12 protein-coding genes are annotated in these 12709 nt (G+C 72.6%); 5 read left to right on the top strand and 7 right to left on the bottom strand.

The annotated features are described in order from the left end of the window. Nucleotides 1-18 precede the first annotated feature (18 nt). Nucleotides 19-1173: a CapA family protein gene (locus tag ACZ470_RS15985; protein WP_468427557.1), complete on the bottom strand. Its 1155-nt coding sequence runs from the start codon at nucleotides 1171-1173 to the stop codon at nucleotides 19-21. Nucleotides 1174-1352: 179 nt separating this feature from the next. Here ACZ470_RS15985 and ACZ470_RS15980 point away from each other — a divergent pair, with 179 nt between their 5' ends. The 3 genes from ACZ470_RS15980 (at nucleotide 1353) to ACZ470_RS15970 (ending at nucleotide 3352) form a co-directional block, all read left to right on the top strand. Further along, entirely contained in the window at nucleotides 1353-1898 is a 546-nt protein-coding gene (locus ACZ470_RS15980) for a sigma-70 family RNA polymerase sigma factor (RefSeq protein WP_468427555.1), read from the top strand. Between the two features lie 136 nt (nucleotides 1899-2034). Next, nucleotides 2035-2547 (top strand): hypothetical protein, encoded by a 513-nt coding sequence (locus tag ACZ470_RS15975; RefSeq protein WP_468427553.1) that lies wholly within the window; start codon nucleotides 2035-2037, stop codon nucleotides 2545-2547. Between the two features lie 151 nt (nucleotides 2548-2698). Continuing rightward, nucleotides 2699-3352, top strand: coding sequence for a zf-HC2 domain-containing protein (locus ACZ470_RS15970; protein WP_468427551.1), 654 nt, complete (start codon nucleotides 2699-2701; stop codon nucleotides 3350-3352). Between the two features lie 10 nt (nucleotides 3353-3362). Here ACZ470_RS15970 and ACZ470_RS15965 read toward each other — a convergent pair whose 3' ends face one another. Beyond that, nucleotides 3363-4226: an Fpg/Nei family DNA glycosylase gene (locus tag ACZ470_RS15965; RefSeq protein WP_468427549.1), complete on the bottom strand. Its 864-nt coding sequence runs from the start codon at nucleotides 4224-4226 to the stop codon at nucleotides 3363-3365. Nucleotides 4227-4273: 47 nt separating this feature from the next. Further along, on the bottom strand, nucleotides 4274-6388 hold the full coding sequence (locus tag ACZ470_RS15960) for a SpoIIE family protein phosphatase (RefSeq protein ID WP_468427547.1): 2115 nt from the start codon (nucleotides 6386-6388) through the stop codon (nucleotides 4274-4276). Between the two features lie 142 nt (nucleotides 6389-6530). Between ACZ470_RS15960 and ACZ470_RS15955 the strand changes: the two genes are divergently transcribed. Further along, entirely contained in the window at nucleotides 6531-7952 is a 1422-nt protein-coding gene (locus ACZ470_RS15955; protein ID WP_468427545.1) for a lipase maturation factor family protein, read from the top strand. On the opposite strand, the gene ACZ470_RS15950 is transcribed toward ACZ470_RS15955, so the two are convergent. The 4 genes from ACZ470_RS15950 to ACZ470_RS15935 are packed head-to-tail and all read right to left on the bottom strand — an operon-like array spanning nucleotide 7940 to nucleotide 11884. Then, nucleotides 7940-8779, bottom strand: a complete 840-nt coding sequence (locus tag ACZ470_RS15950) for an amidohydrolase family protein (protein ID WP_468427543.1) — start codon at nucleotides 8777-8779, stop codon at nucleotides 7940-7942. The two genes, ACZ470_RS15955 and ACZ470_RS15950, sit on opposite strands and share 13 nt — an antisense overlap. Further along, the gene (locus ACZ470_RS15945; RefSeq protein ID WP_468427541.1) at nucleotides 8776-9753 is read right to left on the bottom strand and encodes an aldo/keto reductase; all 978 of its coding nucleotides are present in this window, start codon (nucleotides 9751-9753) and stop codon (nucleotides 8776-8778) included. Before ACZ470_RS15945 ends, ACZ470_RS15950 begins: the two co-directional genes overlap by 4 nt. Next, complete coding sequence (locus ACZ470_RS15940; protein WP_468427539.1) at nucleotides 9750-10505, bottom strand: SDR family NAD(P)-dependent oxidoreductase; 756 nt, start codon at nucleotides 10503-10505, stop codon at nucleotides 9750-9752. Before ACZ470_RS15940 ends, ACZ470_RS15945 begins: the two co-directional genes overlap by 4 nt. Next, the gene (locus ACZ470_RS15935; RefSeq protein WP_468427537.1) at nucleotides 10502-11884 is read right to left on the bottom strand and encodes an enolase C-terminal domain-like protein; all 1383 of its coding nucleotides are present in this window, start codon (nucleotides 11882-11884) and stop codon (nucleotides 10502-10504) included. The genes ACZ470_RS15940 and ACZ470_RS15935 overlap by 4 nt, the downstream gene beginning before the upstream one ends. Before the next feature lie 122 nt (nucleotides 11885-12006). Between ACZ470_RS15935 and ACZ470_RS15930 the strand changes: the two genes are divergently transcribed. Then, a complete protein-coding gene (locus tag ACZ470_RS15930) occupies nucleotides 12007-12708 on the top strand; it encodes a FadR/GntR family transcriptional regulator (protein ID WP_468427535.1) in 702 nt (233 codons plus the stop codon). Nucleotide 12709 lies beyond the last annotated feature (1 nt).

Genomic DNA, 12709 nt, shown 5'->3' with positions numbered 1-12709 from the left:
GTGTCCCGCGTCAGGGCCTCACTCCCCCATCACGAGCCCGTCCTGTGCGGCGCCCCGGCTGAGCACCACGTTCCGGATGCGGTCGCGCACGGCCTGCACCTCGGCGCCGCGGGCGAGCGCCTGGTTGAGGTTGACCACCCGTCCGGCGTCCACGTCGAAGAGCTGCGGGACGAACTCGGCACGGGTGACCTCCCAGCGTCCGCCGGCCCTTTTCGGCGGGGCGAAGGTGAAGCGGCCCAGTGAGGACTGGTTGCCGCGCGGGTCCAGGACGCCCTCGTGGTTGGTCATCCCGCCGGCGATCTGGTCGCCCATGCCGTAGATCACCCAGGTGCCGTTGACCTTCTCGTAGGCCTGCGGGACATGGGCGTGGGTGCCGAGGATCAGGTCGATGTCGGGGCGGTTCCCGGTGGCCGAGGCCGTGAGCGAGCGGGCCAGCGCGATCTGCCGCTCGTCCGGGGCCTCCTGCCATTCGGTGCCCCAGTGCAGGGAGACGACGACCACGTCGGCTCCGGCATTCCGGGCGGCCCGCGCGTCGTCGACGATCCGCGTCTCGTCGATCAGGCCGACGGCCCAGGGCCGGTCCGGCGGCAGCGGGTGGCCGTTGGTGTCGTACGTGTAGGCGAGGTGGGCGACCCGCGCCGTGCCGGCGCGCAGCACGGTCGCCGTGCGGGCCTCCTGCTCGGAGCGCGCCGAGCCGGCATGGCGTACGCCCGCTTGGTCGAGGGCGTCCAGGGTGCGGCGGATGCCGTCGACACCGTCGTCCAGGGAGTGGTTGGAGGCGGTGGAGCAGCCGTCGTAGCCGGTGGCGGCCAGGCCGCCGGCCACCTCGGGCGGGGACTTGAAGAGGGGGTAGCCGGTGTAGTGGCCGTCCGCGCCGTAGACGGTCTCCATGTGGCACAGCGCCACATCGGCGGGGGCGACGACGGAGCGGATGCCGGACAGCATCGGCCGGAAGTCGTAGCCGGTGCCGCCCGCGTCGTAGCGGGCGCGTTCGATGATCGAGTCATGGGGCAGCACGTCCCCCGAGGCGACCAGGGTGAAGCCGCGGGGGCCGGTGGCGGAAGGGGCCGGATGCCCCGGTTCCGCCGCTCGGTGGTCACGGGCCTGGCAGGCGGCACCCGCGGTGAGAACGGCGGTCAGGACGAGGGCCACCTGCCGACTGCGTGTGATCATCACTTCACCCCGCTGTAGTCGTATTTGTGGATAAACAGGTAAGAAGCCACATCTCGCCGGCCGCCGCACCGACACGCTCTTTAGGCCGTCCGGCGTGCGAGAACGGCCTCCTCGACCGTCCGCCGCACGCTCCTGTGCACGCCCTGTCCCCCGGTGGCGCCGTGCGCTGCCATACGGCCATGACGGCCGGAATCACACTCACGAACAGGACGACCGCCGAGCACGAGCTCGCCGCACTTCAGCGCGAGCACGGCCGGCCCCTCTTCGCGCTGCTGCTCCGGCTCTGCGACGGGGACCGGCAGCGCGCGGAGGATCTGGTCCAGGAGACGCTGGTGCGCGCCTGGCAGCACCCCGAGGCCCTGCGCGCCGAGGACTTCGACTCCGTACGGCCCTGGCTGCTCACCGTCGCCCGGCGGCTCGCCATCGACGCGCGGCGGGCCCGGCAGGCCCGCCCGGCCGAGGTCGGTGACGCCGTGCTGGAAAACGCCCGGGTGATCTCCGACCACGCCGAGCGCGCCGCGGCCATGCTCGATGTCCGGGAGGCTGTGAAGACACTCACTCCGGAGCACCGTGAAGTCCTGGTGCTCGTGTACTTCCAGGGGGCGAGTGTGGCGGAAGCCGCGACGGCCCTCGGAATTCCGCCCGGTACGGTGAAGTCCCGCGCGTACTACGCGCTGCGCGCCCTGCGCCGGGTGCTTCCCGGATACGCCTCCGACATGCGGTGAAACCGGCCGTCGAGTCAAACCTCCGTAAAGCGCCTTGCCGACGACCCCGGTTGAGTAATCGGCTGTCCTCATCCGTGTTCCGGACCGGGGGCCCGGGTTCGGGCGACGCGCACGCACCGGAGGAAGGCAGGAAGGGATGCTGCACAGAGGTCGAGAGAGCACGGACGGCACCGGCGACGGTGAACTGACCGTCCCCATGGCCTGGTTGTACGCCGAGTACATCGCCGACGAGCTGCTGCGCAGCGGCGATCTGATGCCGCCGACGTCCTTCGAGTTCCGGGCCGGCCGGGACGCGCTGGCGCTGACCGTCTTCCTGTCCGACACCGACGGCGAGCTGTCCGGCATCCGGGTGGTCACCCAGCTGGAGACCTGGCTGTCGCTGACCGCCTACGACCAGCCGTGGCAGGAGTGGGTGCAGGGCCGCCTGGGGGAGCTGTCGTCGGAGGCCGCCGGGGACGTGCCGGACCCGGACCTGGAGCTGGCCGCCGAGGCCTGGCGCTGGCTGCGGGAGACGGAGCTGCTCGCCCCCGATCTGAACGCGGTGCCGGGCGGCGGCTCGGTGGCCGGTGAGGACGAGGGACCCAAGGTGTGGACACCGGCCTGGCAGCTCGGGCTGCCGCTCGGCCACCTCGCCATCCACCTTTTTTAGTCTTCCCGGCGATCCGACCAATCCGTGGGCCGATCGGCTCCGAATCCCTTGGTTACGATTCGGCACGTGGCTTGAGTGATTCGGCTGCCTGGTGCGTACCGGTGGGAGCAAGGAGTAACCCCACCCGCACCCAACGGCACGAGGATTCGGCATGAGGTCCCTGGAGAGGCATCGCGACGTCGGCGCCTACGCGCTCGGCGTGCTGGACGAGGCGGACGCGTTCCGCTTCGAGGACCACCTCATGGAGTGCCCCAGCTGTGCCGTCCAGGTGACCGAGTTCGGGCCCGCGGCACGCCAGTTGATGCTGTACCGGAGCTCCACCCCGCGGCTGGTGCACCCGCTGGCCAAGCCCGGCCCGCGGATGCTGGACCGGCTGCTGTCCCAGGTGGCGGCCCGCAGGCGGGCGGGGCGTCGCCGGCTGCTGCTGGCCCTGGCCGCCTCGGTGGTGCTCGCGGTGTCCGCACCGGCGGTCGCGATGCTGACCGAGGACGAGGGCGCGAGCGCGGTGAGCATCGCGGCGACCGACGAACGGTCCGGGGTGTGGGCGCAGGTGACCACCGAGGACGAGGCCTGGGGCAGCCAGGTGGAACTGAGGGTCAAGGACGGCGCCGGCCCCCGGGCCTGCCATCTGGTGGTGGTCGGCCGGGACGGCTCCGAGGAGACCGTGACCAGCTGGAGCGTGCCCCGTCACGACGCCCGCCCCAACACGATGCTCGGCGGCTCCGCCATGCACCCCGAGGAGATCGCCCGCTACGAGGTGCGCACGACGGAGGGCGAGAACCTGGTGACCCTGGAGTCCGGGTGAGTCCCCGGGCTCATTTCAGCAGCCGGGAGAGCCTCCGGTCGGCCAGGGGTTTGCCCCCGGTCTGGCAGGTCGGACAGTACTGGAGCGAGGAGTCGCTGAAGGAGACCTCGCGGATGGTGTCCCCGCACACCGGACAGGCCTCGCCGGTGCGGCCGTGGACCCTGAGACCGCTCTTCTTCTCGGCCTTCAGCCGGCCGGCCGCGACCCCCCGGGAGCGTTCCACCGCCTCGGTGAGGGTGGCGCGCATGGCCTCGTAGAGCCGGGCGGTCTCCTCCGGGGTGAGGGAGGCGGCCAGTTTGAAGGGCGACATGCGGGCCGCGTGGAGGATCTCGTCGCTGTAGGCGTTCCCGACACCCGCGAGCAGGCTCTGGTCCCGCAGCGCGCCCTTGAGCTGCCGCCGCTCCCCGGAGAGGAGCTCCGCCAGGCGCCGCTCGTCGAAGTCGTCGGCGAGCGGGTCCGGGCCCAGCCGGGCCACGCCCGGGACCTCCGTCGGGTCCGCCACGACGTACACGGCGAGCCGCTTCTGCGTTCCGGCCTCCGTCAGGTCGAAGCCCGCGCCGGTCTCCAGCGCCACCCGCAGGGCGAGCGGGCCCTTGCCGGGGCGGGGCGGGCCGCTGGGCAGCCGGTCCTTCCAGTGCAGCCAGCCCGCGCGGGCCAGATGGGTGACGAAGTGCGGCCCGCCGTCCGTCTCCAGGTCGAGGAACTTGCCGTGCCGGCGCACGGCGGTGACCTCGTGGCCCTCCACGGCCGTGAGCGGCGGGTCGTAGGTCTTGAGGACGCTGATCGCCACGGGCAGCACACGCACGATCTCGTGGCCCACGAGGTGCTCGGAGAGGAAGTCCTTGAGCGCCTCGACCTCGGGGAGTTCCGGCATACGTCCAGAGTGCCATCCGGCGGCCGGATTCCGCGGCCGGTGCGAGGTCAGGCCGGGGCGGGTTCCCTCGCCACGACGAACTCGCTCCACACGCACTTGCCGCCGCCGCGCGCCTCCACGCCCCACACGTCGGTGAGCATCTCGATCAGGAGCAGACCCCGGCCGGAGACACCGGACTCGCCCGCCTCCCGGCGGCGCGGCAGGGCGCTGGAGGAGTCCTCGACCTCCACCCGCACCCGCCGGTCGGCGCCGGTGAGGAACCTGAGGGTGACGAACGCGGAGCCCTCGGTGTGCATCAGTACGTTGGTGATCATCTCGTCGGCGACCAGTTCGATCTCGTCGGCCCGGTCCCGCGCGCCCCATTCCTCGACCGACGTACGGATCATGCGCCGGGCGTCGGAGAGGGCCTCGGGATCGCCGGGCGTCACCCGCTGCTTGACCCGGCCGCCGGGCCGTGCGCTGTCCAGTGCGCGGCGGCGCAGCAGGAGCAGTGCCACGTCGTCGTCGCCGCCGCGTTCCTCGGCCACGTCGATGAGCCGGTCGGCGAGTTCGCGTACGTCGTCGGGGCCGGCGGTGATCAGCGCGGACAGGGTGTCCATGCCGTCGTCGAGGTCGGTGCCGGGCTGCTCGACCAGTCCGTCGGTGCACAGCAGGAGGGTGTCGCCGGGGTCGAGTTCGATCGTGCCGACCGGGTAGTCGAGCCGCCCGAACTCCGCGGACAGGCCGAGCGGCAGCCCGCCGGGGACGCTGACGCGCCGGCAGGAGCCGTCGGTGCGGCGCACCAGCGGGTCGATGTGCCCGGCCCGGACCACCTGGAGCACGCCGGTGGACAGGTCGGCCTCGGCGTAGAGGCAGGTCGCGGAGCGGTCCGTGTCGAGCTCGTCCAGGAAGACGGAGGCTCGGGCCATCACGGTGGCCGGCGCGTGGCCCTCCGCGGCGTAGGCGCGCAGCACGATGCGCAGCTGGCCCATGACGGCGGCGGCGTGGGTGTCGTGGCCCTGGACGTCGCCGATGACGGCGCCGACCCGGCCTCCCCCCGAGGGACTGCTCCCGGGCAGCGGGATCAGGTCGTACCAGTCACCGCCGATGTCCCGGCCGAGGGTGCCGCCGATGCTGGCGGCGCGGTAGCGCACGGCGAGGTCGGCGCCGGGCACGCTGGGGATGGTGCGGGGCAGCATCGCCTGCTGGAGCCCCTGGGCGAGGTCCATCTCCTGCTCGTAGAACATCGCGCGCTGGAGGCTCTGCGCGATGCTGCTGCCGAGGGCGACGAGAATGTTGCGTTCCTCGGCGGTGAAGCCGCGCCGGTCGCTGTAGAGCAGGCCCATGGCGCCGATCGGGCGGCCCTGGACGATGAGCGGCAGATAGGCGGCCGAGGTGATGTTCAGGCCGATGATGCCCTGCCAGAGCCCCGGATAGCGGTCGGCGAACTCCTCCGGGGACTCGATGAAGCGTGGGCTGAGGGTGCGCACCGCCTCGCTCATCGGGTACGGCTCGTCGATCCGGGTGACGTCGGTCCCCGGTACGAAGCTGCCCGCGGGGCCCTCGGCGATGAGCCGGATCCGGCCCGCCTCGATCAGTCCCATGACCAGGCTGGTGGCGCCCAGATGGGTGAGGCCGTGGGTGTCCTTGAGGACGTCGATGACCTCCTGCACGGTGCGGGCGTGGGCGAGGGCGGCGGTGGCGAGCTGGACGACGTTGGTCTGCCGGCGGCGGGCGTCCTCCTGCGCGGCCTGCTGGCGGCGGGCCTCGCCGTCGCTGAGCTCCTCGGTGGCGTCCCGGACGATGCCGATGATGCGGTGGGGCCGGCCGGTCTCGTCCCGGCGGATGTAGCCCTGTGTGTGGGTCCAGCGCAGTGTGCCGTCGCGGCGGCGGACGCGGAAGTAGGCGCCGTAGTTCTCACTGCCGTTCTTCAGCGCCTGCGAGAGGACGGCGTCCACCCGCACGCCCTCCCCCGGTGGCACCCGCTTCGCCAGCGTCGTGGGCCGGTCGTCGTATTCGTCGGGGCGCAGGTCGAAGACCTCGTACGCCTGGGCGTCCATCTGCATCACCCCGGCGTCCAGGTCCCAGTCGAAGCTGCCCATGCGGTTGAGCGCCAGGATCGGATCCGGGTGGTCCGGCCAGTCGTCCGGGAGTGACGGGGGGTTCGCTCCCCGATCAGCCATGCGCCCACCTTGCCAGGATTCGTCCGATTCTTCGACCGCTGGGCGCGTTCGCCCCGCTTCTCCCCCATGGGTTGCGCGGCCCGTCCGGTGGTATACGGAGAGTCACAGGATCGGCGGGACGGGCAGGAGGGAGCGTACGGCCGTGGACTGGTTCACCGCGTCCGACTACTGGCTGAGCCGGCTGGTCTTCCAGCGGGCGCTGGCCGGGCTGTATCTGGTCGCGTTCCTGACGGCGGTGCTCCAGTTCCGGGCGCTGATCGGGGAGCGCGGGATGCTGCCGGTGCCGCGCTTCGTGGAGCGGGTGCCGTTCCGCCGCTCGCCGAGCCTGTTCCACTGGCACTACTCGGACCGGTTCTTCGCGGTCTGCGCCTGGGCGGGGTGCGCGGTGTCGGCGGCGCTGCTGGCGGGAGTGGACTCGCTGCTGCCGCTGTGGGGCGGGATGCTGCTGTGGCTGGTGCCGTGGGCGCTGTATCTGTCGATCGTCAACGTGGGGCAGACCTGGTACTCGTTCGGCTGGGAGTCGCTGCTGCTGGAGGTCGGGTTCCTCGCCGTGTTCCTCGGCAACGACGAGGTGGCGCCGCCGGTCGTCGTGCTGTTCCTGCTGCGCTGGATCCTGTTCCGGGTGGAGTTCGGCGCGGGGCTGATCAAGATGCGCGGCGACGCGTGCTGGCGCAAGCTGACCTGTCTGGACCACCATCACGAGACGCAGCCGATGCCGGGGCCGCTGAGCTGGTTCTTCCACCATCTGCCGAAGCCGCTGCACCGGGTCGAGGTGGCCGCGAACCATGTCACCCAGCTGGTGGTGCCGTTCCTGCTGTTCGCCCCGCAGCCGGTCGCCACGGTCGCCGCCTCGCTGATGGTCGTCACCCAGCTGTGGCTGGTGCTGTCCGGCAACTTCGCGTGGCTGAACTGGATCACCATCGTGCTGGCCCTCCCGGTGATCGCGTTCCCCGCCGATCCGCCGGCGGTGTCCGACGCGCCGCTGTGGTACGTGGTGGTCGTCCTCGCGGTGTGCGCGCTGCTGCTGGGCCTCAGCCATCAGCCGGTCCGCAACATGCTCTCCCGACGCCAGGTGATGAACCGCTCCTTCGACCCGCTGCACCTGGTCAACACCTACGGGGCGTTCGGCAGCGTCAGCCGGATCCGCTACGAGGTGGTCGTCGAGGGCACGGCGGACGAGGTGCCCCGGGAGGACTCCGACTGGCGGGAGTACGAGTTCAAGGGCAAGCCGGGTGATCCTCGGCGCTGGCCGCGCCAGTTCGCGCCGTACCATCTGCGGCTGGACTGGCTGATGTGGTTCGCCGCGCTGTCGCCCGCGTACGCCGGGCCGTGGTTCGGGGCGCTGGTGGAGCGTCTGCTGGAGAACGACCGGGACACGCTGAAGCTGCTGCGCCGCTCCCCGTTCCCGGCGGACGCGCCGCCCCGCCACATCCGCGCCCGCCTCTTCCGCTACCGCTACACGACCTGGCGGGAGCTGCGGGAGACGGGCGCCTGCTGGGAGCGGACGTATGTGCGGGAGTTCCTGCCGCCGACCCGGCTGGCGGGGGCGGCTCAGAGGTCGTAGACGCGGGTGGCGGTGGTCTCGAAGAGCTGGTGGCGTTCGGTGTCGTCGAGGTGCCGGGTCAGGGCCCGTGCGGCGCCGAGGACGTCGCCGTACGCGGCCGCCAGGGTGCACACCGGCCAGTCCGAGCCGAACATCAGCCGGCCGGGCCCGAAGGCGTCCAGCACGACCTCGGCGTACGGGCGCAGGTCGTCGACGGTCCAGGTGGCCCGGTCGGCCTCGGTGACCAGGCCGGAGAGCTTGCACACCGTGTTGGGCCGGGCGGCCAGGCCGCGGATGTCGGACGCCCAGGGTTCCAGGGCGCCCGAGGCGACGGGCGGCTTTCCCAGGTGGTCCAGGACGAAGGTGAGCCGGGGCAGCGACTCGGCGGCCGCCGCGCAGGCGGCCAGCTGGTGCGGCAGCACGACCAGGTCGTACACCAGGCCCGCGTCGGCCACGGCGGCCAGTCCGCGTCGTACGTCCGGTCGCAGCAGCCACTCGGGGTCGGGTTCGCCCTGGACCTGGTGGCGGATGCCCTTCAGACACCGTCCGCCGGGCAACTCCCGCAGCCGGCCCAGCTCGTCGGCGAGGTCGGGGCGGGTGAGGTCGGTCCAGCCGACGACCCCGGCGACCAGTTCGTGGGTGGCGGCCAGTGCCAGCAGCTCGGGGGTCTCCTCGGGGACGGTGACGGTCTGGACGAGGACGGTACGGTCGACGCCGGCCGCCCCGGTCTCGGGTTCGAGGTCGGCCAGTGCGAAGTTCCGTCGCAGGGGGCTCAGTTCGGGGCCCGTGATCCAGTCCTGGTCGCGGACGGAGAGGTCCCAGACGTGGTGGTGCGCGTCGACGGTCACGGCAGCTGCCCCTCGGACGGCAGCAGGCCGGTGGCGCGCAGTTCCTGCCAGAGGGCGGCGGGCACCGGGGCGGCGAACTGGTCGGCGCAGTCGTGGACTTCGGCGGCCGAGCGGGCGCCGACGAGCACGCTCGCGACCGCCGGGTGGGAGGCGGAGAAGGCCAGGGCGGCGGCGCGCAGGGTGGTGCCGTGGCGCTCGGCCGCCTCCTTGATGCGCAGGGCGCGGTTCAGCGGCTCGGCGGGCGCGGGCGCGTAGTCGTACGTGGCGTCCGGTCGGGGGTCCGCGAGCAGACCGGAGTTGAACGCGCCGCCGATCACGACGGAGGTGCCGTGTTCCAGGGCGGCGGGCAGCAGGTCGGCCAGGGCGCTCTGGTCGAGCAGGGTGTGGCGGCCCGCGCACAGGACGACGTCGATGTCGGTGTCGCGGACGAAGCGGGTGAGCATCGCGGTCTGGTTCATGCCGGCGCCGATCGCCCCGACGACTCCCTCCGAGCGGAGCTGCTCCAGGGCCGGGTAGCCCTCGCGGAAGGCCTGTTCGGCGTGGTCGTCGGGGTCGTGGAGGTAGACGATGTCGACGCGGTCCAGGCGGAGGCGTTCCAGGCTCGCCTCCAGGGTGCGGCGTACGCCGTCGGCGCTGAAGTCCCAGACGCGGCGGTGGGTGGTGGGGACGGCGAACCCGTTGGCGAGGTCGTCGCCACCGGTGGCGGTGGGCTCGAGGCGGCGGCCCACCTTCGTGGACACCGTGTACTGGTCGCGCGGGTGTGCGCGCAGGGCCTCGCCGAGGCGGCGTTCGGCCAGTCCGAGGCCGTAGTGCGGGGCGGTGTCGAAGGAGCGGATGCCGCGCTGCCAGGCGGCCGCCACCGCCTCGTACGCCTCCTCCTCGCCGACCTCGGTGTACAGGTTGCCGATCCCGGAGGCGCCGAAGGACAGGCCGGTGACCTCGACGGCGCCGCGGCCGAGCCGGTGGCGGTTCACCGGTTCGCCGGGCGCGGTCGCAGTCCCTGCATGCCGCCGTCGACGGCGAGGGCGGTGCCGGTGGTGGCGCCGGACAGCGGGCTCGCCAGGTGGGCGATGGCGCCCGCGACCTCGGCGGCGGAGACCAGTCGGCCGGTGGGCTGGCGGGCTTCCAGGGCGGCGCGTTCGCCGGCCGGGTCGTCGGCCGCGTCGAGCAGCCGGCCGATCCAGGGGGTGTCGACCGTGCCCGGGTTGACGCAGTTGACGCGGATGCCCTCATGGACGTGGTCGGCGGCCATGGCGAGGGTGAGGGAGTACACGGCGCCCTTGGTGGCGCTGTACAGGGCCCGTTGCGGCAGGCCGGCGGTGGCGGCGATGGAGCAGGTGTTGACGATCGCCGCGTGCGCGGAGGCACGCAGGTGCGGCAGGCAGGCGCGGGCGGTGCGGACCATGCCGAGGACGTTGACGTCGAAGACGCGGTGCCATTCCTCGTCGGAGTTGGTCTCCACGGTGCCCCGGGCGCCCACGCCGGCGTTGTTGATCAGCACGTCGAGGCCGCCCAGGTCGGCGACGGCGGAGGCCACCGCCGCGCGCACCGAGGTGTCGTCGGTGACGTCGGCGCGGTGTCCGGTGAGGGGTTCGCCGACCGGTGACGGGTCGAGATCGAGCACGGCCACCCGGGCGCCGCGCTCGGCGAGGAGTTCCGCCGTGGCCCGGCCGATGCCGGAGGCACCGCCGGTCACCAGGGCCGTCAGTCCCTCGAAGTCGCTCATGCGGTCCGCTCCTCGTCCTTCTGTGTCTCCGGGTCGGCTGCCCAGAAGTCGCCGTCGGGATAGGTGTAGCGCGCCAGGGACTCCGGTCGCACGGCGGCGGAGAAGCCAGGCGCGAGGGGTGCCGTGTAGTGGCCGTCGCGGATCACCACCGGGTCCTGGAAGTGGTCGTGCAGATGGTCGACGTACTCGATGACCCGGTCCTCGGTGGTGCCGGTCAGGGCCACGTAGTCGAACATCGACAGGTGCTGGACGAGTTCGCACAGGCCGACCCCGCCGGCGTGCGGGCACACCGGGACGCCGTACTTGGCGGCGAGCAGCAGGACGGCGAGGTTCTCGGGGACTCCGCCGACCCGGGCCGCGTCGATCTGGACGATGTCGAGGGCGCCCGCCTGGAGGAGCTGTTTGAAGACGATCCTGTTCTGCGCGTGCTCGCCGGTGGCGACCTTCACCGGGGCGACGGCCCGGCGGATCGCCGCGTGGCCGAGGATGTCGTCGGGGCTGGTGGGTTCCTCGATCCAGTACGGGTCGAACTCCGCGAGGGCCTTGGTCCAGCGGATCGCCTCGTCCACGTCCCAGCGCTGGTTGGCGTCGATCGCGATGCGCACGTCCGGTCCGACGGCCGCGCGGGCGGCCCGGCAGCGCCGGATGTCGTCGTCGAGGTCGGCGCCGACCTTGAGCTTGATCTGCCGGAAGCCGTCGGCGACCGCCCGCGCGGCGAGCCGGGTGAGCTTGTCGTCGTCGTAGCCGAGCCAGCCGGGTGAGGTGGTGTAGGCGGGGTAGCCGCGCTCCAGCAGCAGGGCGGTGCGTTCCCCGGCGCCCTCCCGGCCGCGGCGCAGCAGGGTCAGGGCCTCCTCGGGGGTGAGGGCGTCGGTGAGGTACCGGAAGTCGATCTGGCGTACCAGCCATGCGGGGTCGGCCTCGGCGAGCAGCCGCCACAGCGGCTTGCCGGCGCGTTTGGCGGTCAGGTCCCAGAGCGCGTTGACGACGGCCCCGATCGCCATGTGCATCACGCCCTTCTCGGGCCCCAGCCAGCGCAGTTGGCTGTCGCCGATCAGGTCGCGGCCGAGGACGGAGGGGTCGGCGCAGAGTTCGTCGGCGGACCGTCCGAGCAGCCGGCCGCGGAGCGCGCGGATCGCGGCGACCTGGACCTCGTTGCCCCGTCCGATGGTGAAGGCGAAGCCGTGCCCCTCGTGTCCGTCGGCGGCGTCGGTGCGCAGTACGACGTAGGCCGCCGAGTAGTCGGGGTCGGGGTTCATCGCGTCGGACCCGTCGAGTTCGCGCGAGGTGGGGAACCGGATGTCGTACGTGTCGACGGCGGTGATGCGGACGGGTTCGGGGGGCACGGAGGGCCTTTCGGGGGGTGACGGGGACGACCGCATATTTATCAGACCACTTGAGGGGCAGAACACCCCTCGTAGGGAGATTCCCCCCAGTCGAACCCCCGGTGGTCCGACCACTTGCCTCGTTAGACTGCGGCGCACCGGGTGAGTGGAGGAGTGGCGTGGAGGAGACGACCCCGCAGAAGGGCACGGTGACGGAGCGCGCCATCGGGCGGATCACGGCGATGATCCGCGAGGGCGAACTGGAGCCGGGCCAGCGGCTGCCCACCGAACGGGATCTCGCCGCCCGGCTGGGCATCTCCCGCAGTTCGATGCGGGAGGCGATCCGGGCGCTCACGGTGCTGGGCGTGCTGGAGGCCCGGCACGGCTCGGGCATCTACGTCACCCGGTTGGAGGCCGGTGACCTGCTGGAGACGTTCGGGGTGGTGGCCGATCTGTCCCGGGGGCGGCGGCTGGTCGAACTGCTGGAGGTGCGCCGAGTCCTGGAGTCGACGGCGACCGCGCTGGCCGCCGCGCGGATCACCCCGGACGGGTTGGCCGAGGTCGAGAGGCATCTGGCGGCGATGAACGCCACCGACGATCCGGAGGAGATCCTCGCCCACGACCTCGCCTTCCACCGCGAGATCGCGGCGGCCGCCGGCAACGAGACGATGGCCGCGATCCTGGAGGGCCTGTCCTCCCGCACCTTCCGGGCCCGGGTGCGGCGCGGCCACCAGGAGGAGGGCGCCTTCGCCCGCACCCGGCGCGAGCACGCCGCCATCCACCGCGCCCTCGCCGCCCGTGACCCGGAGGCGGCGCGGGCGGCCGCGGCCGCGCATGTGGGCGCGGTGGAGGAGTGGCTGCGCACCCGGCCGGAGGGCTGAC

This window comes from Streptomyces sp. NPDC031111, from assembly GCF_055570675.1.
Note: the sequence above shows the minus strand (reverse complement) of the source record. Positions and strands in the feature narration are given on the sequence as shown.